Source organism: Oscillatoria nigro-viridis PCC 7112 (assembly GCF_000317475.1).
GTDB lineage: Bacteria > Cyanobacteriota > Cyanobacteriia > Cyanobacteriales > Microcoleaceae > Microcoleus > Microcoleus nigroviridis.
Map to the genome: position 1 here is coordinate 4,507,485 of NC_019729.1, position 21,329 is coordinate 4,528,813.

The following is a 21,329-nucleotide window of genomic DNA, read 5'->3' on the forward strand; positions in this document are numbered from 1 at the left end:
GCGATCGCACACCAACATCCTCCTACAAATCAGCAGCGTGCTGCTTCAATTCATCCAAAGAAACGTATTCCAAAGTCAAGGCGTGAGTCGCAGCCAAAACCACAGGTGGCGCAACTCCTGCATCCATTGCTTCCTTCCACCGAGACGCACACAAGCACCAGCAATCCCCAGACTTCAAACCGGGAAAGTTAAATTCGGGAACCGGAGTGCTCAAATCATTTCCCTTCGATTTAGTGAATTGCAAAAACTCTTCTGTCAGTTGAGCGCAAACAGTGTGAACCCCAAAGTCGCCACCGCCTGTATTGCATTTGCCGTCTCGATAATACCCCGTCATGGGCGACGTGCAGCAAGTCTCTAATTTTCCGCCCAAAACATTTGTAGCTTCCGTCACCATCGCAACTCCTGAGTTAGAACTCTTCGATCTAATTTTACACAAATCGTTGTTTATATATTTTTTTCCATGGCAAAGTTGATGAATTTTTGTCCTCTGCATTCTACTTCTTGTTTTCTAATCACAATAAACCCTTGGCTTTCAAAAAAAGGTCGAGCTGTAATGCTGGCTTCGGCAAATAACTTGTTAATTCCTAAGTCTTGGGCTTTTGACTCAATTTGTTTTAAAATTAGCCTGCCGACTCCTTGCCTTTGAAAATGTTGATGACAGAAAAAGCAATCGATATGGCCGCTTGCTTCTAATTCCCCAAAACCTGCAATTCGATCGCCCTCTTCTGCTACGAAAGTAAATTTACTGCTTAAACTTTTAGTCCAACTTTCGATATCCATATCGGCTGGAGCCCAAGCATCTACTTGTGCTTGTGTGTAATCGCGGATGTTTACTTCGTGTATGGTGTCGTAAAACAGTTTTACAATTTGTTGGGTATCACCGATTTCGTAGGTTCGTACTCTCATAAATTATCTCACTGCGATCGCTTCTTTAATATGAATTTGGGATTTTTAACCGCTTCGGAACGCGGATGGATGTTGGCTTTTACCATTGTGTCTCATTTCTTGCAGGGCGATCGACCAAAAAATTATTCTCTACCCCTTGACAAACTTTATTAGTTTATGTTAATCAAGCAGAAGCAAACCTAACTCAAATTAACAGTATAGCCTTTCTCAAAAAGGTGAGGTACGAATTTTGACCTGGAAATCTTGACAATACAAGGTTTCTGTATACCTCATTTATCTGAGAACCGCTATACATCAATCCAGCAGCTTAACGAATAAGGCTTGAAACTTATGACAGAAATTGGGCCAGATCCAAACCGACCCTATCCGATGGCCGACCAAAGGCGCGTATGCTTCATCAAAAACTTTATTAAATCCCCCAACATTATCGTCGGCGATTACTCCTATTATGACGATCCAATAGAGCCAGAAAACTTTGAAAGAAATGTACTTTATAACTACGGAAACGATCGATTAATTATTGGCAAATTTTGTGCGATCGCCACCAATGTCAAATTCATTATGAACGGTGCAAATCACAAACTAGACGGCATTTCAACTTATCCTTTTCCGGTTTTTGGTAATGGTTGGGAAACAGCCATGAATTTAGTAATGGAACTGCCAAGTAAAGGCGATACCGTCATTGGCAATGATGTTTGGCTCGGCTATGAATCCCTGATTATGCCTGGAGTCAAAATCGGCGACGGTGCCGTCATTGCCGCCAAATCCGTTGTAGTAAAAGACATTCCCGCTTACACCGTTGTGGGCGGAAACCCCGCCCATCCAATCAAACAGCGTTTTAGCGATGGTGAAGTTGCACAACTATTAGAAATTCGGTGGTGGGATTGGGAAATCGACAAGATTTCGCGCCATGTCAGCATAATTATGCAAGGCGATATTCAAGCACTCAAAAATGCCGAGTAAACTCGCAAATACAGCGATATGAATTTTAATTCCGATCCTGTGTACGGGTTCCGGCGCGATCGAAGGCGAGCCAACTCCCAGCAGCCGAGCCCGGAGAGATCTTCTAATCTGCGTTCATAGCGCGTCAATCTGCCTGCATCTGCGGTCAAAAAATCCCCAAAAATCACCGTGCAAACCCAGGGAGCCCCCGTACCGCACCGCCCCTACAACTTACTTAGCCGGGCCCACAGCCTCGATCGCATCCTTCAGGGCGATCGATACATGAGTCCAATGAGTTCCCCCCTGACAAAAAGCCACGTAAGGCGGACGCAGAGGCCCGTCAGCCGAAAACTCCGACGTACTCCCATCAATAAAAGTACCCCCCGCCATCACTAACTGACTTTCATAGCCGTGCATCGGAGCCGGCACCGGATCTAAATAGGAACCGACGGGGGAATTTTGCTGAACAGCCCGACAAAAAGCAATTAACTTATCAGCAGAACCGAATTCGATCGCCTGAATCACATCTCGTCTTCTAGCCAAAGGAATTGGATTCACCCGATAACCCAACTTATAAAAAACATAAGCCGTCAAATGATTTCCCTTCATCGCCTCCCCCACACAACCGGGAGCCATAAACAAACCCTGAAACAGCAACCGATTCAAATCAAAAGTTGCGCCGCCGCTGCTGCCGATTCCCGGCGCCGTCAAGCGACAAGTTGCCGCCTCCACCAGATCCGCCCTGCCGGCGACGTAGCCTCCAGCAGGGACGATTGTACCCCCCGGATTTTTGATTAAAGAACCAGCCATCAGATCCGCACCTACAGCAGTAGGTTCGCAATCATCAACAAACTCCCCGTAACAATTATCAACAAAGCAAATTGTGTTAGGATTCTGATGTTTGACTATGGCGACGATTTTTTCAATCTCAGAAATAGACAAACTCGACCGCCAAGAATAGCCGCAAGAGCGCTGGATAAAAACCAGGCGAGTTTTTTCTGAAATAGTAGAGCTCAATGCCTGCCAGTCCACACTTCCTTCGCGAGTTAGAGGCAACTCACGGTAACTAATACCAAACTCAATCAGTGAACCTTGACCTTGCCCCCGCAAGCCGATCACTTCTTCTAAAGTATCGTAGGGAGAACCAGCCACTGCCAACATTTCGTCACCAGGACGCAGGATGCCAAAAAGAGCACAGGCGATCGCGTGAGTACCCGAAACAAACTGTACCCGGACAGCCGCGGCTTGGGCCCCTACCACTTCGGCAAACACCCTGTCCAAAGTCTCCCGACCCAAATCATCGTGGCCGTAACCCGTAACCCCTGCAAAATGGTGGACTCCAACCCGGTGGCTGCGAAAAGCTTTTAAGACTCGTTGAAGATTTTGCTTGACTGTAGTGTCAATACCAGAAAAAATCTGAAAGAGTGCCTGTTCTGCTTCCTGTAGCCGTGAAACGCTATTCATCTATACCTCGCTCACCCTTTGCGTGCGCGCTGTTCATTATGGCGTAGATGCGGCCCCTAGTTTGTAAACACAATATATTCATGACGATTGCAACTTCCAAAAAAACTTCTCCTGATTGGCCTGTCATAGGCTTTATGGCCTTTCTGCACATCGGTGCTTTATTTGCTTTGCTGCCGGGTAATTTTAGCTGGTCTGCGGTAGGGCTAGCAGTCTTCCTGCATTGGGTAACAGGTGGTTTAGGAATTACTCTCGGATTTCACCGCCTCGTCACCCACCGCAGTTTTCAAACACCGAAATGGCTAGAGTATTTTCTAGTTATTTGCGGTACCCTTTCCTGTGAAGGTGGCCCGATCGACTGGGTAGGAATGCACCGGTTACACCACATACATTCCGACACCGAAACCGATCCCCACGATTCCAATCAAGGCTTCTGGTGGAGCCACATGGGTTGGATGCTCTCGGATCTCCCGATCAGAGTAGAAATCCCCCGCTTTACTAAAGACATCGGCGACGACCCAGTATACAAGTTTCTCCAAGCATATTTTATCCCCATCCAAGTTGTCTTCGGTGTGTTGCTTTATTTATTAGGCGGCTGGTCTTTCGTGGTTTGGGGCGTGTTTATGCGGATCGTGGTGGTGTTCCACTGCACTTGGCTGGTTAACAGCGCTACCCACAAATTCGGCTACCGCACCTACGAGTCGGGCGATCGATCTACCAACTGTTGGTGGGTGGCTCTGCTCACCTACGGCGAAGGCTGGCACAACAACCACCACGCCTTTCAATACTCGGCTCGCCACGGTCTTCAATGGTGGGAAATCGACTTCACCTGGATGACAATTCAATTGCTGCAATCCCTGGGTTTGGCAACCAAAGTGAAATTAGCAGAAAAATAGCGATCGGCAATTAGTCATTGGTTGTCGCTCATCAGTTCTGGACTAATGGCTGGTGACCAATGCCTAACCCTGTTTTTGCGATCGGGTACAGGTTGGGTTGAAGTAAGCTCGCATCCTCTGGTGCGATCGACCCAACCAAAAAAATAATCAGTTATAATAGATTTGGGAAGAAAAAATTTTGTTTAGCAGCAAAAGTTTTTATTGTCAAGACAAAACGGTAATTTTTTTTTCAATCCTAATCCAAAATCTATCATTCATTATTTATTAGTTTGGGCAAGTGTGCAGCAAAAAAGTTCACTGCTCAATCCAAACTATTATGCGTGAATCCCGGTTGGCATCTCATCAGAAATCAAAAAAAGAATGACAATTGCAACGCAAGAAAAACTCCAATACAATTGGAAGCACGTTATTAGTTTAGCAGGACTTCATATCGGCGCTTTGTTCGCCCTGCTACCAAGTAACTTCAACTGGACAGCAGTGGGTTTAACAGTATTCATGCACTGGATAACCGGCGGTTTGGGAATAACTCTCGGATGGCATCGCCTGCTCACCCACCGCAGTTTTCAGACACCAAAATTTGTAGAATATTTTCTAGCATTTTGCGGAGCCCTTGCCTGTCAAGGAGGAATAATTGATTGGGTTGGGCTGCACCGATTGCACCACACCCACTCTGACGAAAGCGCCCTCGACCCTCACAATGCCCAAAAGGGTTTTTGGTGGAGTCATATCGGCTGGATGCTATATAAAGGTCCAGCTCACGCTGAAATTTCCCGCTGTACAAAAGACATTTCGAGCGATCCATTTTACCAATTTTTGCAAAACTACTTTCTCCCGATGCAAATCGTCTTTGGTGTCTTGCTTTACTTAGCAGCAGGCTGGCCGTTTGTAGTGTGGGTAATTTTTGTACGCTTAGTTTTGGTATATCACTGCACCTGGTTTGTTAACAGCGCCACTCACAAATTTGGCTACCGCACTTACGAAACCGAAGATAGTTCTACTAACTGTTGGTGGGTGGCTGTCTTGACTTACGGCGAAGGCTGGCACAACAACCACCACGCTTTTCAATACTCTGCGCGTCACGGAATGGAATGGTGGGAAATTGACTTCACTTGGATGACAATTCAAGTTTTGGAAGCACTAGGTTTGGCTACTAAGGTGAAATTACCAGCCAAGTAGCAGCATGGGCCAAACAGGGCATTGGCCAAACAGGGCATTGGCCAAACAGGGCATTGGTAACAACTCACCAATAACCAACTGCCCACTGTCAACTGCCCACTGCCAACTGCCTAATGAGTCCGTTTTTGTTCGCCTCGACCGCGCAAATATTCCGCTAAAAACGCCAATCCTCCCGAAGCTACTATCAACAGCACGCTCAAAGCATTAATATCCGGTTTTACCCCAGTCCGAATCCGGCTAAAAATTTCCATCGGCAGAGTTGTAGTCCCGCTACCTGCGGTAAAACTGGCAATCAAAAAATCGTCCATGCTGAGGACAAAAGACAGCAGACAACCCGAAACAATTCCGGGTATTAATTGAGGGAGCAAAACCTGAATAAAAGCCTCAACAGGCGTTGCACCCAAATCCAAGGCAGCCTCTTCTAAATACGGGTTTAAATCTGCCAATCTAGTAGAAACAGCTAGGGCGATGTAAGCCAGACAAAACACAATGTGAGCGGCGACAATTGTCCACAAACTCAGAGGAATAGCCAGCGCCGCTAAAAATACCAGAGTAGCAACTGCGGTAGCAATATCTGGAATAATAATCGGCAAGTAGGAGATTCCCTGATATAAACTCTTGCCAGGAAAGCGGTAGCGGGCTAAACCAACTGCCATCAAAGTGCCTAGTACAGCCGAGATTGCAACTGCACAAACAGCCACTGTTAAACTGTTTCTCAGGGCAACTAAAATCCGCGTATCGCTAAATAATTTAACGTACCAATCTAAAGTAAATCCTTCCCAACCTGCGCTAAAACGCGATTTGTTAAAGCTGTAAAATGTGAGTACCAGGATAGGCAGGTACATATAAAAAAACATCAAAACGGCAAATATTATCTGCCAAGAAACCTTAAATTTAGGTTTTAAGTACATATCGGCTTGTATTTCCTCCTGTGGATTTTCGGCGGTATTTTCCATTTCTCGGTAATTGGTAATCGGTAATTAGTAATTAGTAATTGGTAATCGGTGGTTGTCAGTTGTTATTTGTGATTAGCTACCAATAACCAGTAACTAATAACTAATGACTAATAACTACTGACTAATGACTTCTTTAAATTGCATTACGATCGCCATATTTGAGCAAAAGGGCAATTCCGATACTCACTGCAAAGATTAATACCATACTCAGAGCCGAACCCAGCCCCCAATTTTGAGTCGCCCCCAAAAACTGATTGTAAATCAAACGAGCCGCCGTCATGCTCGAAGCTCCACCGAGCAACTCCGGATCGACAAAATCGCCCAAACAGCTAATAAATACTAGCAAAGAACCCGCAGCAATTCCCGGCATCGTCTGAGGTACTGTCACTTTCCAGAAAGTTTCCACTGGATTGGCGCCCAAATCCTGAGATGCTTCTAGCAACCTGCGGTCTAACTTTTCCAAAGAAGCGTAGAGAATGGTCACGATATAAGGCAAATAACTGTAAGCCATGCCGATTAAAACTGCGGAACTTTGATTGAGCAATTCCAGAGGAGGAATGCCTACAAGTGCCAGCAGCGAGTTGAGAACCCCCGTAGGACGCAGAATTGTAATCCAAGCATACGATCGCAACAGAGAAGAAGTCCACAGCGGCAACACAAAGCCTAACAAAGTTAAATTCCGCCACTTTTTCGAGACATTGAGGGCGATCCAGTAAGCCACGGGAAATCCCAGCAGCAAACACAGAATAGTAGTCCCCGTTGCGAAAAAGAGCGATCGACCCATCACCTGCAAATTCAGCGGCTCAAACACTCGCAGGTAATTGCCGATTCCCGAAGGATTCACCAAATCTCCTGGCTTAATATTCGGCACCAAACTAAGCTGAAAAATCACCAGGGTTGGTATGACTAATAATAAAAGCAGCAACAATCCAGAAGGGCCCAGCAATGTTAGTGGCCCGGCCCAAGCAGACCACGGGGAAACCGTTTCAGCCTTCAATGGAGAATTGGGAGGAATAGGAGGGGGAGTTCTAGTTGAAACAGCCATAAATAATTGTTTTGAGTTTTGAGTTGTGATTTGTAGGGGCGGGTTTCACCTACAATCATCGCCTAAAATAAACAATCTCATAAACCCGCCCCCACCCCACGGTAAATCGAAATGTACATGAAATTTCTGGCAATAAATAAGATTAGCCGCTGGTTAATTTAGTCCAATAGCGATCGTACACGTCTATAAATTTTCCGACCGGAGCAACACCTTCGCAATTTTTCAAAGTAGCCTCAGAAGGGAAAAGAATTTCATTTTCGCGGACTTCCGGCGTCAGCAAACTAAAAGCATCTTCCGAAGGAGTTGAGAAACTGAGCCGTTCTACTAAAGAAGCAGCGACATCGGCTTGCAGCATAAAGTTAATCCACTTATAAGCTGCTTCTGGATTGGGAGCACCTTTAGGAATTACTAAAGTGTCAGTCCACAGAGAAGAACCGCTTTTTGGCACAACATAGCGCAATTTGTCATTATCTGGAATTACCTCATTAGCATCAGAAGAATAACACATAGCTACCTTCAAATCCCCCGTCAGCATTTGCGGCCGCCAAGCATCAGTGGTAAAAGATGCGATCGCCGGTTTGAGTTCAACCAACTTTTCGTAAGCTTGTTTCACTTGCTCTTGGTTCGTAGAATTGAGAGAATAGCCCAACATCCGCAGCGCAGCACCCATCACTTCTCGAACATCATTTGCCAGCGTCATTCGCTTTGCTAACTCCTGTTTATGCTGCCACAAATAGTCCCAATCTTCTGGCTCTTCTTTGAGTTGTTCGCTGTTGTAAATTAAGCCTGTGGTTCCCCAACTCACAGGCACGCTGTAGCGGTTTCCTGGGTCATAAACAGGGTTTTGAAACTGTTTTTTGAGCCGATCGAGTCCGCCCAAAATCGAGTGGTCTAATGGGCTCAACAGCCCCAGTTCCGTCATCTGAATCACCATGTAGTCAGACGGGTAAATGATGCTGTAGGCCCGGCCACCGCCAGCTTGAACTCTAGCCAGCATCGCCTCATTGGAGTCAAATACATCTGCAACCACGCGAATGCCGGTTTTTTCGGCAAAGCGATCGAGCAAAGCGTTATCGGTATAGCCTGCCCAAGTATAGATGAAAAGTTGGTCGGCATCACCTTTGACGGGAGGAGCAGATTGTACGTCTGCAAGCCGCCAGCCGCAACTCGAAACAGCTAACCCGGAAATTGTCGCCGCCGAATTTTTTAGGAACTGACGGCGTGTAGAATTAGCCGGAAAAATCCTGGAAATTGGTAAGTTAGTCGGAGGCACAGTTCGATTTTAGATTTTAGATTTTAGATTTTAGATTTTAGATTTGGAGATTGAAGATTGGGGAATTGGTAATTGGGAATTGTCCTATGTTATTTGTTAGGAGAACCAACGACCAACAAATAACCAATGACTAATGACTAATGACTGATACCAACTACCAACTGCGAACTGACTAATTCCGATCGGTCAAAGCGAGACAATCAGTAGTTCCCCAATAAGCGTAAATCGGCGTGTGCGGATCGGGGAAAGAACCGCCAGTATTTGGCTGGCGTACAGTAATTTTATCGCCCGACGCCAACTCAACGACGTAATGAACGTGCGTGCCCATGTACATAGTATTTTTGAGCCGCCCTTCAAAACAGTTGACCGACACTTCCGGCTGGTAGAGATTCAAATATACTTTTTCCGGCCGAACGCTGACCACCACAGAGTCGCCTGTGACACCACTCCACATATCCGACTGCTGAACGACTATTTTCAGATTGGCTGATGTGCGAACTGTGATAGTCGATCGGTCGATCGATTCTACCGTACCCGCAAACAAATTCGTATCCCCAATAAAATCCGCCACAAAAGCCGTCTGCGGGCACTCATAAATTTCTTCAGGAGAGCCAATTTGCTCAATCCTGCCCTCGTGCATCACCGCAATCCTGTCAGACAGACTCATCGCCTCTTCTTGGTCGTGAGTCACCATCACAAAAGTCAAACCCAATTCTTGATGCAAATTCGACAGTTCCAACTGCATCTGCTTCCGCAACTTCAAATCCAGAGCACCCAGGGGCTCATCCAACAGCAGAACCGCCGGTCGATTTACCAGAGCTCTCGCCAAAGCCACTCGCTGCTGCTGGCCGCCCGACATTTGACCGGGAAACCTGTTGGCGAAAGATTCCATTTTCACCAATTGCAAAACTTCCCGTACCCGTTCTTCAATTTCCGCTTTCCCCAGCTTTTTTATCCGCAATCCAAAAGCGATATTGTCCCAGACATTCATGTGTCCGAACAAAGCATAGCTTTGAAACACAGTATTTACCGGACGGCGGTAAGCTGGAGTGTTGGTCATCGACTGGCCCCGAATCATCAATTCGCCCGCCGAGGGAGTCTCGAACCCAGCGATTAAGCGCAGCGTCGTAGTCTTGCCGCAGCCGCTAGGCCCGAGGATGCTAAAAAATTCTCCTTGGCGGATGTTGAGGTCTACTCCGCGGACTGCGGTTTCGCCGTTAAATACCTTAAAGACCTTGCGGAGTTCAACGTCAAGCGCTGTATCCGTTGCTGTCGTACCTTGGTTGAGTGCTGTCTGAAACATATTCGCCCTTTCCTGGGGGTAATGCACGCCACTTAAATACAGTTTAAGTTTAGACTTTTCTGTATTTTAGGTGAGGAATGTTGGATGTAACAGGTTTTGGGATTTGTTCTTTAAATTCTATCCCAGAGTGCGCCATTGTCAGCAACAGGCTTTCGGGCCCCTGAAGCGAAGAGTGAATTTTCTCGCTTCAGGGGCCCGACAGCCTGTTCATAAAAGCCTGATTGAGAATGGTGCAACATCTCTGTTCGACCGGTCATCTATTTATTCTCAGGACTTGGCGTCGGAGAGGGTTTTTGCGGTTTCTCTGTTTTGGGTTCTTCTGCTTTTTTCCACTCTGACAAAGGTCGCTGGACGGCATTTTTAAAGTCAAAAGGCACTAGCAGCACGGGCAAATTTTGGGCGGAACTTTGAGGGGGCGCTTCCGGCGGATTGGCTTGAGCGTACAAGAAGCGGCCGCTAAAGTCTGTTTTGCCTAATACTAGGCGGTGAGTTTCCTGGTTGTCCAGTTTTACTGTGACTGTAGCTTGGGGTTGGTCGAGACCGAATTCGGGCAGTTGAGCAGCAGTAATATTAATCGTGCGATCGCTCTTTCCTGTTGCCAGCCTGTCTAGCAAAAAATCCACCGATGCCTGACTTGCGTGTGCTTGCACTGGCAATTTCATTTCCCAACTGGACTTGCCTCCTTTTCTAGCATAAACTCGCTCAAAAGTCAATATTTTTTCGGGAGTTTTGACTGTAAAGAATTGTACGCGATCGGACTTAAAAGCAAAAATTTTCTGTTTTTCTTCCTTAGCGGCTTCCTGTTTCGGAGACACTTCCATCTCGAACAAAGCAACCAACCCAGTCATGCTTAGCGCGACGGCTATCAATACTAATGTATTTTTCTGCAATTTCATAGTAACTGAGAATTGGGCATAGGGAATTGGGCATTGGCCATTGGGGAGTCTGTTATTAATAACAACTGACAACAGTCAACAGTCAACTGTCAACAGTCAACTGTCAACTGACAACAGTCAACAGTCAACTAACTTATCTTCTCTTCCACCAGATAGCGCCGCCAATTCCCAGTCCGAGTAAAGGCCAAATTAGCCAAGCTAAAACCAGCAATCCTACTTGGATGGCCGTCATGTTAATGCGGCGGTTGGTAGCTTTTTTCGGACTGATAGAAAAGCTTTGCTGGTCTGGTTTACTCAACCAACTGACTGAATTGAGAAACACGTCGCTATTGAGTTGTTGGTCAAACCAACCGTTAGTCATAAATTGAGATGTGCCAATTACTACCATTCGGGATGTTTTTCTAGGAGTTGAAGGCGCAGAAGGAGTTGCCGTTGGACTGGGAGATGCTGTGGGAGATGCTGTCGGTGTTGGCGAAGCCGTCGGTAATGCTGGAGGCGTTGCTTCTTGCGAGACAATCACCGAATAGCTGATTGGGGAAGCTGTTGGTGATGTTGTCGGTGATGGCGATGTTGTCGGTGATGGCGATGTTGTCGGTGATGGTGATGTTGTCGGCGATGGTGATGTTGTCGGTGATGGCGATGTTGTCGGTGAAGTTGTCGGTGATGGTGATGTTGTCGGCGATGGTGATGTTGTCGGCGATGGCGATGTTGTCGGTGAAGTTGTCGGTGATGGTGAAGTTGTCGGCGATGGTGATGTTGTCGGCGATGGCGATGTTGTCGGTGATGGTGAATCTGTCGGTGATGCTTGGGGTGAAGGCGAGGGCGAAGTTGGCGTTGGTGAAGGTGAGGACTTTAAGGGAGTGCTGTCAGTGGACGATCGACGAACTAAAGCTACACCTAATAATAGCGGGCCTTGTTTATCGGTCTTCTGATCGAACTCCAATTTCTTAGTCGTCAAATCGCTTTCCGCCCAACTTTCCTGACTCGTCCAAATCAGCGGTTTTTCCTCTATCCCTTCTACTGGCGAGGTTTCCAAAGCACGCGCAAACGGATAAAATGAAATACCGTTGCCAAAACTTTGAGTAATCGGATGTTCGCCGTAGCGCCTGACTGTGGGAACCGTAGGGCCCAGCCCAAATCTTTGACCAGTTCCCGAAGCATCGATGGCCAAACGGGCGTCTAGTTTTACGCCCCATTCTTGCAGAAATTTGTCCAATCCCGTATTAGTTGCCGGGTCTACCATTAAAAATAAACTGCCGCCGCGATCGAGATAAGCTTTTAGTGCTTTAATTTCTGTATCGGAAAACGGTTTTTCCAACCCAGGAATAATTAAAGCATCTGCATCTTCTGGCACTTCTTTGCGTTCGGTCAAATTGAGTGTTTGGGCGTTGTAGTATTTATCTTTCAAAGCTTTTTCAGCTTGCTGAATTCCGCCTTGACCTTCCTTTAGCGGGCGGGCTCCTTGACCTTGCAAAAAGTAAACTGTAGCAACGCGAGTGCTCAGGATTTCTTCTAAGCCATTGGTAAGTTTTATCTCTGAAAGACCTTGATTCGGGTCGCTACCAAAAGCAGTGCCGCCTTTTTGCAGTACCTGTTTTTTGTCGCCGGATTGCAGGTAAACTTCTCCGATGCTGGTAATGCTAAATTCCCGCGCTTTTCCCGGTTGGGTCTGCGGGTCAACAAACTCGAATTGGAATTTTTCGCCTCCCTCGCGTTTGTAGCTTTGCAGCAATTCTTTAATTTGGGGGTTTTGGATGGGGTCAAATACCCAAACTTTGACTGTTTGTTGCAGGTTTCGCAGTATTTGTTGAGTCTGGGGGGCGAGGGTAAATTGTTGGCTTTCGGTTAAGTCGATGCGGACGGGATAGCGAACGGCTATGAAGTTAATTACTCCGAGAATCACAAAGACGGCGAGGGTCGCAATCAGGGCGTTGGTGCTGGCTTGAGTGGAACGCCGCCCCCAAAAGCTTTGTTCGTAACTCAAATATAGCAGCCAAAGTGCGATCGTCACTGCTCCGGCAATAACTAAACCGACTGTCAGGGGGTCCCATACTCCAGATACAAATGCTGCTGTTACCCCCGCTGCGATGAGGAGGGGGCCCAGCAAAAAAACGTATTTCCAATTTTTTTTTCTAATTTTCATAAGGTAAATCTTGAGGGAAAATTTTCCGAGTCTAGGATGTTATTCTATATCGCTTTAGCCTGCAACCATGCTGTTAAATCTGACGGCTTGTTGAAATCGAGCACGGCATCTCCAAGTTCTTCTAATTCCTGTATACCTAATTGACGGATGCAGTTTTCGGTTTCTGGTTGTATTGTGCCTAAACGCCGCACTAGCTGACGCAATATTAATGAGAGTTGAGCAGTTTTTGTCACCTGTTCTCTTGCTACATCTATGGCAATCTGCTGGTCTTGAATCCACAGTTCTTGCTTCTGCAATTCATTTAATTCTTCCTGAGTGAAGTTCTCCTCGTTGGCAATGTTCAAAGCTTTCTGAAGTTCGGGAACTGTACTGAGTGTTTCTGGTACTGTCTCCAGATTGCTGGTATTTTCGAGAAAGTAAATCCATTTGTCCGCCACCGTTTCTAATTGGGCTAATTCCTTGCTAAATTTTGGGAGTTCGATAAATACTAATTCTATTTCAGTATCTGGACACTCAAACTGTTGCTCTTTTTCTTGGAAAACAAACCGCGACATAAATTCCGGCTGATTTTCAAACATTTCAAAATCAGCAATTTTTAAGGAAATTACTGTTTTTAGTCTTTCGTAGCGTTCTTTTCCTGTTAATTGCTGGCTGTAGCTTTTGGCAGCGTTGTACAAAACTCTGTTCCCGAAGGAAGGCACGTTGATCAGTTGAATTTCAACGAGGGCGATTCTGCCGCCGTTAATTGTGGCTTTGACATCTAGGTGTGTGTCTTGGGTTGGGAGAGTTTGAGGTTCTGGTTGGGAGTCGATTATTTCTAAGTCTTCGATCACCGGCTGTGCTTCATAAAGGATGGCGTTTAAAAAATTAATCAGGATGTCTTTGCTGTCGCTGGAACCGAATATTTTTTTGAACGCAAAGTCGATTTTGGGATTGATAAAACTCATTGTTTGAGGTGTTTTGGAGAATGATTCACAGGGAAAAAACAACCTTTCCTTTGCTCTTTACTTGTCTTTACTTCGGCAAAAATAACCTGCTCTGTCTCTGCCTTCCCTAATTTTTTTTAAGAACGCTGATATCGCAAAGCATCGATGGATTGGGCGGTCAGAAATACTCCTAAAATGATGTAACTGGCAAACATAATTAAACTGCTGGTATCGAAAACTCCCTTGACAAGATTGGTGTAATTTGTTAGGAGCGACAAATGTCCTAATGCTGTTCCGAAGGGGCCACCGATACCGACGGCGGCTGCATCGATCACCCAGAGAAATAATACTAGAGCGAAGGTGAGGATGGCGGATAAAATTGTGCTGTCGGTGAGGGAGGAAATAAACATTCCGAGGGACAATACTCCTGCAGCTAGTAAGATTAAGCCGCCGTGTCCTAGCAGAAGAACTCCGGGGGGTACGGGTGGGCTTGAGGAACTGAGGACGATCGCCTCGCAGAACAGCAGGGGCAGCAACATTGTGGTATAAAATGTTAAAACGCCGAGGAGTTTGCCGGTAGCAACTGCCCAGTTTGTTAAGGGCGATGTGGCTAATAGTTCTAAGGTTCCACGTTTGCGTTCTTCTGCGTAAAGTCCCATTGAGAGTGCGGGTAGTACGAATAAGGAAAGGGAACCCATGATTCGCAGGAAGAGTTGCAGGAATTCGTAAGCAACGTCGATCGGAGGTTCGGTAATTCCCATTTGGTCTCGCTGGCCGATTTGGGGAATTAACCCGTCGGGGGCGAGGAGGATGGCTATTAAAAAGTAGCCGGTGATTAGCCAAAAGACTGCTGCGATGGCATAGGCTAATGGCGAGGCAAAATAGCTTTGTAGTTCTTTGCGGTAAATTGCGAGAATATTACTAATCATTACTAACATTTAGGAATTGAGAATGTGTAATTGGGCCTTGGTAATTGCTTCATTCTGAGTCGCTTGGAGGTGGTGTTTCGCTGCCGTCGCTATCCTGTTTTTTTCTTTCTATTTGTCGCTTTTTGGTAACAGGTGGCTGTTCTGGTAGAGAATCGCTACTCGGTTGTGGCTTTTTTTTAACTTGCCGATTTTTTACAACTGGTTCGGATTCTGACTGAGAATGGTCGATCGACTTTGGTGCATCTAAAATCGGTTCGGGTTCTGGTGCAGAATGGTCTAGCGACTCTACTGTTTCAACAACGGGCAGAGTTTCGACAATCGGTTCTGGTTGAGAATGTTCGATCGACTTTGGTGCATCTAAAATCGGTTCGGGTTCTGGTTGAGGATGCTCTAGCGACTTTGGTGCATCTAAAATCGGTTCGGGTTCTGGTTGAGGATGCTCTAGCGACTCGACGGTTTCAACAACGGGCAGAGTTTCGACAACCGGTTCTGGTTGAGAATGTTCGATCGACTCCACTGTTTCAACAACGGGCAGAGTTTCGACAACCGGTTCTGGTTGAGAATGTTCGATCGACTCTACTGTTTCTACAATCAGCAGATTTTCGACTATCGGTTCTGGTTGAGGATGTTCGATCGACTCGACGGTTTCTACAATGAGCAGATTTTCGACAACAGGTTCTGGCTGAGAACGTTGGCCCGACTCTACTGTTTCTGGAATGAGGAAATTTTCAACAATCGGTTCTGGTTGAGGATGCTCGATCGACTCTTGTTTTTCTACAAGTTCCAGAAAATCTGCCACTGGTTGCATTTCTGGTTCTAAATCGCTTATTTCCTCTGGTGTTTCTGCAACTGGTTGGGGTTCTGGTTCAGGATGTTCGATCGACTCTGGTGTTTCGACAATAAGTAGATTTTCGACAACCGGTTCTGGTTGAGAAGGTTCGATCGACTCTACGGTTTCTACAACTTGCAGATTTTCGACAATCGGTTCTGGTTGAGGATGCTCGTTCGACTCTACTGTTTCGACAATAAGTAGATTTTCGACAACCGGTTCTGGTTGAGGATGTTCGATCGACTCGACGGTTTTTACAACGGGCAGAGTTTCGACAACCGGTTCGGGTTGAGAATGTTCGATCGACTCGACGGTTTCAACAACGGGCAGAGTTTCGACAACCGGTTCTGGTTGAGAAAGTTCGATCGACTCTACGGTTTCTGCAACTTGCAGATTTTCGACTATCGGTTGTGGTTGAGGATGCTCGATCGACTCTACGGTTTCGACAACTGGTTCGGATTCTGGTGGAGAAGGTTCGATCGGGAGTATCTCACTTTTGTAAAAAACATTTTTTACAAAAGTGAGCATCCTGCTTGCTTGTTCAGATATCTGTAGCGAGTAAGATGATCTGGTTCCTGTGACACCCAAACTGAGATGCTTCCCTTTTATCGGCTGTACGGTTTCTGGAACTGGTTCTGATGCTGGTTGAGGAGGTTCTCTCAACTCTACGGTTTCTGCAACTGGTTCTGATGCTGGTTGAGGAGGTTCTCTCAACTCTACGGTTTCTGGAACTGGTTCTGATGCTGGTTGAGGAGGTTCTCTCAACTCTACGGTTTCTGTAACTGGTTCTGATGCTGGTTGAGGAGGTTCTCTCAACTCTACGGTTTCTGTAACTGGTTCTGATGCTGGTTGAGGAGGTTCTCTCAACTCTACGGTTTCTGTAACTGGTTCTGATGCTGGTTGAGGAGGTTCTCTCAACTCTACGGTTTCTGTAACTGGTTCTGATGCTGGTTGAGGAGGTTCTCTCAACTCTACGGTTTCTGCAACTGGTTCTGATGCTGAATGAGAATCATAGAGAGACTCTTGCCTATCTGAAACTTGCAGATTTTCGACAATCGGTTGCGATTCGGATTGATGAGAATCCGCGATCGAGTCTTGAGTTTCTGCCGCTGCTTGCAGATTTCGATCTACCTCCGGTTCGCTGTGAACCAGATTTTCTTCCGGTTTCTTTTCAGCCGCTGTCAGCCTTAAAAACACATCTTCCAAACTAGCCCGATTGCGACGCATTTCGCAAAGTCCGAATCCAGAGGTGATAATAGCTGCGGCAATTTCTCGTCCCGGTTCTATGTCCGGTTCGCACAAAGCCCGCAGCCGGTAGCGACTCACTAAAAATTGCTGGCTGGGAATCAATTCGACCGATCGAACTCCCGGCACATTTTCCAAAGAAGGCAAAAGCAGACTGTTTACCAAATCCCCCTCGCCTTCAACTTCGAGTTCGTAGCCCTCTCCGGCGGCCAACTCTCCCATCAAATTTTCGGGAGTACCAGCAGCGGCGATTTTTCCGCGATTGATGATGGTGACGCGGTTGCAAGTCATGCTGACTTCCGGCAGAATGTGCGTGGAAAGGATGATTGTGTGCTGGCCGCCAAGGCTTTTGATTAAATTGCGGACTTCGATGATTTGTCGGGGGTCGAGACCGACGGTTGGTTCGTCTAAGATAATGACCGGGGGGTCGTGGACGATCGCCTGGGCGATACCGACGCGCTGCCGAAATCCTTTAGAAAGCTTGCGGATTAAAACTTTGCGTTTATCAACCAGGCCGCAGCGTTCGATCGCGGAGGTAACTCGTCGCGCGCGATCGCCTGCTGGTACTTGCTTGATCCTGGCCACAAAAAACAGAAACCCTTCCACAGTCATTTCTGGATAAAGCGGCGGGTTTTCCGGCAGATAGCCGATGCGCTGTCTGACTGCCATCGAGTTTTCGTGAACGTCGAGGCCGGCGATGCGGGCCGTACCGCTGGATGCCGGCAAATATCCCGACAAAATCCGCATCGTTGTGGTTTTGCCCGCGCCGTTTGGTCCCAAAAACCCCAGAATTTCTCCTGATTCGACCGAAAAAGACACGTCCGCGATCGCTGCGGTCGAACCGTAAGTTTTGCTTAAGTGTTCTACTTCAATCATTTTTCAGAAGTCACGCGATTTTAGGTTTTAGATTTTAGATTTACTTTGCCAACCACAGGCGGGACGCCTGTTCCACGAAGTTGAGAGTCCCGCCCGATCGGGCTGTCGATCGAATTTATGGCGAAATTTTTAATTTGATTTTGTCTTCCAGTGTAGTCTGGCAATAACCAAATCTATCATAAGTGTCGATCGGACTTAGAAGCGGGCCGCTAGTAGTAGAGTGCGGGACGATGGGAGGGCGTCTGTTTTTGCGAGTTTGATAATTTTCACATCTTGCACCATTCTGAAAAACAGGCAGGATGCCTGTTCCACAAAAAGTGTATTTTCTTGTGGGGTGGGCATCCCGCCCAAAAATACAATTTAGATCGACAGCTTAGCTGCCTTCGCTACTACTAGGGGCTGTTTCGAGATTGAGCTCGGCATTAAAAACAATCACAAATTCAGCCTTGGGGATTAACTGACGGATAATCCGCAGATAGCCGTCAGCATCGGAATGTTTGAAAAAATGGGCAACAGTGATTCGCTGCATATTCGGAAGCAGGCGAACAACCAACCACCTGTTAAGGCGCTGTTTGTAGGGCATAATTAAATTTGTCTCCATTGAGTTTTGGAGCCAAAGCCAGTTCAATGCTTGTCTAGGGCGCGGACTGGCTTTTGACCTTTGTTAGACTTTGTGTCTGTCTATAGAGTAAGACACGAACTACATATAGTCAACTGAATAAATATAATCAACTGAACTAAGTACGGGACAGATAATGACGCTGGGGCAAAAGCTAAGAGAAAGACGTGAAAGTCTAGGTTTGACTCGAATACAAGTGGCAAGAGCGTGTAATGTGGTGGAATCGACAGTCATCAACTGGGAAACCGACAGACACGTCCCCAAGCTTTACCCAGCACAGATGAAAGCCCTGTGCGACTTATTGAAATTCACGATCGAAGATTTAGTCGTGTAGCTTCGGGAGTTAAGATCTAGTAGGTTGGACAATCGCGCTTTTTTGCAGAGAGGGCGATCGCTTTCTATTTGGATTACTGCTGAAATTGAGCCAACAACCAAGCCCCTACCTGTGCTCGATCTTCAGTGCGACTCCGCCGCCAAGCGTCTTCCAACAAAGCAATAGTTAATCCCGGCAAAACTTCCGATCGCACAATCCGCCGACTGCCATTATCAGCAATAATAGCAAAGGCAATAATTTGAGATTTCTGCACGTCTACTACCCAATATTCAGCGACTTTTAATTCTTCGTAAAGCAACCGTTTTTCACCGATATCATCAGCCAAAGTAGAGTCAGCAACTTCTATGACTAAATCTGGCGGTGGAGTAACGTCAAGACTTGCGATCGAAGTTCCTTTAGGTGCTAATTGCGCTCTTTCTCCAATGTAGTAAGATAGGTCTGGCTGACACTCTCTGACTTTTGTTGTCCGGTAACTACAGTTAGTAAGTCCTTTCATAGAAGTACCTTTTATGGTGCAGAATAAGTTAACAGCAAAGCTAATGATCGCATTATCCTGTGCACGATCTGGCCCTACCGACATAGTTTCAATTCTCATTTGTCCGTTGCGGTAATAGCATTTGGCTTTACTGTAAGCTGGGTCATCTGCCATTGCGATGAACTCTTCCCAGGTTGCTGCTACCCAGATATCAGTTGGCAATTTAGTCTTTAGTCCACTCATTTTTTTATCCCAAATATCTCGATCGTATAACACCACTCAATCAAATGCAAACCCTGTTCTCTCTACTCTTCCTCTGCGCCCTCTGCGCCCTCTGCGGTTAAATCAAAAAAATCTCAACTCCGTTTCCAAATCTTAATTTCCCCCAACCAACCCGCACTAACAATAGTCTTCCCATCGCTGCTAATCGCCACAGCACTAACATAGCCAGAATGACCGCTCAAAGTACCTCTCAAATCGCCCGATCGCACATCCCAAAGTCTCACACTCTTATCCCAACTCCCAGTAACCAGCGTAGTGCCATCCCGACTGAATGCCACCGACCAAACCCCGTCGGTATGCCCGCTTAAACGCCGAATTAACTGCCCGTTTCCGGCATTCCACAACCCAACAGTGCCATTGCTGTTTCCCGCCGCTAAACTTTTGCCGTCGGGAGTAAAAGCTAGCGACAAAACAGACAAGTTTTTGCCGCTAATCGTGCGAATTGCTTGACCGCTAGCTAAATTCCACAACCTAATTGAACCGTCTTTGCTGCCGCTAACTAAAGTTTTGCTATCGGGACTAATTGCAACAGCATTCACCAACCCAGAGTGCCCGGTCAAAGTCCGCAGCAACTCCCCCGTTTTCGGGTTCCAAATCTTAATCGTTTTGTCCCAACTGCCGCTGGCTACAAATTGACCGTCGGGACTGACGGCAACGCTCGAAACTGCATTGGAATGCCCGCTTAAAGTGCGTACAACCGCGCCCGTTTCTAAATTCCAAAGTTTCACAGTTTTGTCGTCGCTGCCGCTAGCTAACACCTTGCCATCCGCACTCGCAGCCAGTGCGTTTACGGCTTCCGTGTGTCCTTGCAGGGTAGTTTTTAATTGCCCGCTGGGAAAATTCCAAACAGAGATTGTGCCGTTGCTATTTCCTGTGGTAAAATAAGTTGAAGCAAGGGCAAGGGAACTGACAACTTCCGAAGGCCCTTTGAGGGTATTTGTGGCAGCAAAGGCGATCGCACTTGCGGGCGTGCGGGGCGCATTATTCGCCGGAGTTTTCGGGTTTCCGGCAGTAGGAGATTGGGGAACTACTGGCAGCGAAATAGTCGATCGCCATTTCATGAAAGTATTGATTTCTATTCCCGCCGCCACGATTTTATCGGAATTGTCCTCTAACCTGACAATGCCGTTAATTGCGACAACTCGCCCTGCATCGTCGAGCACTGGGCCGCCGCTCATGCCCGCTCTCACTAAGTTGTTGTATACCAAAGTATAGCCGTTCCAAGCAGTTTGGCGGCCGGTAAGCTGACCTTCCGTAGCGAGGAAAATCGGCTGTCTCAGAGAACCGCCGGATATCGGCCAGCCGGCCACATAAGCCTTGTTTCCCTTAGTTGCTGCGGAATTGGCTAATTGAGCCAGGGGGTAGCTTTGAGTGCTGCTGAAGGGCACGATCGCCAAATCCGCACCGGGCATTCGCCGCACGAGGCTGTATGATACAGAGTGAGCTTGGCCGTCGGGAGTTACAACCTCGTAATCGCCGGCTTTATCGACAACGTGCCAGTTTGTGAGAATATAGTATGTGCTGCCCCGCTTCTCTAAAATTACTCCCGAACCGCCTTTTGGCCCCTGGATGCGAACAGTAATTTGTTGGGCAACGGTTTTAACTTTGTCGGCGGTTAATGCGAGGGCAATTTGAGGTGATGTGAGTGGGATGAGGGCGATCGAACTCAGGGCGATCGCAGCACTCAAAATAGCCGGAATTGTTCTGCTGTAATTCATTATTGTGTCAATTTAACATACCCAAATATCAACTGACGGAAAAGTTATCCGGTTTGTGGCATATTGACCGTTGACAACGCGAAAACGCCTGCGCGATCG

The 21,329-nt window shown here is 46.9% G+C and carries 19 protein-coding genes; 4 read left to right on the forward strand and 15 right to left on the reverse strand.

From position 1 onward, the window contains the following. Window positions 1-22: 22 nt before the first annotated feature. The gene (locus tag OSC7112_RS18875; RefSeq protein WP_015177394.1) at window positions 23-394 is read right to left on the reverse strand and encodes a DUF2237 family protein; all 372 of its coding nucleotides are present in this window, start codon (window positions 392-394) and stop codon (window positions 23-25) included. Between the two features lie 50 nt (window positions 395-444). Next, window positions 445-906 carry a GNAT family N-acetyltransferase gene (locus OSC7112_RS18880; RefSeq protein WP_015177395.1) on the reverse strand — a complete coding sequence of 154 codons (462 nt, stop codon included), beginning with the start codon at window positions 904-906 and terminating at the stop codon, window positions 445-447. Window positions 907-1,236: 330 nt separating this feature from the next. Between OSC7112_RS18880 and OSC7112_RS18885 the strand changes: the two genes are divergently transcribed. Continuing rightward, entirely contained in the window at window positions 1,237-1,869 is a 633-nt protein-coding gene (locus OSC7112_RS18885; protein ID WP_015177396.1) for a Vat family streptogramin A O-acetyltransferase, read from the forward strand. Between the two features lie 210 nt (window positions 1,870-2,079). Here the strand turns inward: OSC7112_RS18885 and OSC7112_RS18890 are convergent, their stop codons facing one another. Further along, the gene (locus OSC7112_RS18890) at window positions 2,080-3,312 is read right to left on the reverse strand and encodes a methionine gamma-lyase family protein (protein WP_015177397.1); all 1,233 of its coding nucleotides are present in this window, start codon (window positions 3,310-3,312) and stop codon (window positions 2,080-2,082) included. 80 nt (window positions 3,313-3,392) lie between these two features. On the opposite strand from OSC7112_RS18890, the gene OSC7112_RS18895 reads away from it, so the two are divergent. Both OSC7112_RS18895 and OSC7112_RS18900 read left to right on the forward strand, forming a co-directional pair. Beyond that, window positions 3,393-4,205, forward strand: coding sequence for an acyl-CoA desaturase (locus OSC7112_RS18895; protein ID WP_015177398.1), 813 nt, complete (start codon window positions 3,393-3,395; stop codon window positions 4,203-4,205). Window positions 4,206-4,565: 360 nt separating this feature from the next. After that, window positions 4,566-5,381, forward strand: a complete 816-nt coding sequence (locus tag OSC7112_RS18900) for an acyl-CoA desaturase (protein ID WP_015177399.1) — start codon at window positions 4,566-4,568, stop codon at window positions 5,379-5,381. A 110-nt stretch (window positions 5,382-5,491) separates the two neighbouring features. Here OSC7112_RS18900 and OSC7112_RS18905 read toward each other — a convergent pair whose 3' ends face one another. The 10 genes from OSC7112_RS18905 to OSC7112_RS18950 all read right to left on the reverse strand — a co-directional run bounded on the left by OSC7112_RS18905 (window position 5,492) and on the right by OSC7112_RS18950 (window position 18,403). After that, a complete protein-coding gene (locus tag OSC7112_RS18905; RefSeq protein WP_015177400.1) occupies window positions 5,492-6,337 on the reverse strand; it encodes an ABC transporter permease in 846 nt (281 codons plus the stop codon). 133 nt (window positions 6,338-6,470) lie between these two features. Beyond that, window positions 6,471-7,382: an ABC transporter permease gene (locus tag OSC7112_RS18910; protein WP_015177401.1), complete on the reverse strand. Its 912-nt coding sequence runs from the start codon at window positions 7,380-7,382 to the stop codon at window positions 6,471-6,473. Between the two features lie 142 nt (window positions 7,383-7,524). Further along, a complete protein-coding gene (locus OSC7112_RS18915) occupies window positions 7,525-8,655 on the reverse strand; it encodes an ABC transporter substrate-binding protein (RefSeq protein ID WP_015177402.1) in 1,131 nt (376 codons plus the stop codon). A 172-nt stretch (window positions 8,656-8,827) separates the two neighbouring features. Next, on the reverse strand, window positions 8,828-9,958 hold the full coding sequence (locus tag OSC7112_RS18920) for an ABC transporter ATP-binding protein (RefSeq protein WP_015177403.1): 1,131 nt from the start codon (window positions 9,956-9,958) through the stop codon (window positions 8,828-8,830). A 257-nt stretch (window positions 9,959-10,215) separates the two neighbouring features. Further along, window positions 10,216-10,854 carry a DUF4340 domain-containing protein gene (locus OSC7112_RS18925; RefSeq protein ID WP_015177404.1) on the reverse strand — a complete coding sequence of 213 codons (639 nt, stop codon included), beginning with the start codon at window positions 10,852-10,854 and terminating at the stop codon, window positions 10,216-10,218. Between the two features lie 133 nt (window positions 10,855-10,987). Continuing rightward, window positions 10,988-12,997 (reverse strand): GldG family protein, encoded by a 2,010-nt coding sequence (locus tag OSC7112_RS18930; RefSeq protein WP_015177405.1) that lies wholly within the window; start codon window positions 12,995-12,997, stop codon window positions 10,988-10,990. Window positions 12,998-13,041: 44 nt separating this feature from the next. Next, window positions 13,042-13,944, reverse strand: coding sequence for an Rpn family recombination-promoting nuclease/putative transposase (locus OSC7112_RS18935; RefSeq protein WP_015177406.1), 903 nt, complete (start codon window positions 13,942-13,944; stop codon window positions 13,042-13,044). Between the two features lie 116 nt (window positions 13,945-14,060). Further along, window positions 14,061-14,861, reverse strand: a complete 801-nt coding sequence (locus OSC7112_RS18940) for an ABC transporter permease (RefSeq protein WP_015177407.1) — start codon at window positions 14,859-14,861, stop codon at window positions 14,061-14,063. 40 nt (window positions 14,862-14,901) lie between these two features. Further along, window positions 14,902-17,802: an ATP-binding cassette domain-containing protein gene (locus tag OSC7112_RS42580; protein ID WP_015177408.1), complete on the reverse strand. Its 2,901-nt coding sequence runs from the start codon at window positions 17,800-17,802 to the stop codon at window positions 14,902-14,904. 373 nt (window positions 17,803-18,175) lie between these two features. Beyond that, a complete protein-coding gene (locus OSC7112_RS18950) occupies window positions 18,176-18,403 on the reverse strand; it encodes a hypothetical protein (RefSeq protein ID WP_015177409.1) in 228 nt (75 codons plus the stop codon). Between the two features lie 154 nt (window positions 18,404-18,557). Between OSC7112_RS18950 and OSC7112_RS18955 the strand changes: the two genes are divergently transcribed. After that, window positions 18,558-18,755: a helix-turn-helix transcriptional regulator gene (locus tag OSC7112_RS18955; RefSeq protein WP_015177410.1), complete on the forward strand. Its 198-nt coding sequence runs from the start codon at window positions 18,558-18,560 to the stop codon at window positions 18,753-18,755. A 73-nt stretch (window positions 18,756-18,828) separates the two neighbouring features. On the opposite strand, the gene OSC7112_RS18960 is transcribed toward OSC7112_RS18955, so the two are convergent. Then, entirely contained in the window at window positions 18,829-19,473 is a 645-nt protein-coding gene (locus OSC7112_RS18960) for a Uma2 family endonuclease (RefSeq protein ID WP_015177411.1), read from the reverse strand. Between the two features lie 113 nt (window positions 19,474-19,586). Continuing rightward, the gene (locus OSC7112_RS18965) at window positions 19,587-21,230 is read right to left on the reverse strand and encodes a WD40 domain-containing protein (RefSeq protein ID WP_015177412.1); all 1,644 of its coding nucleotides are present in this window, start codon (window positions 21,228-21,230) and stop codon (window positions 19,587-19,589) included. Window positions 21,231-21,329: the final 99 nt, after the last annotated feature.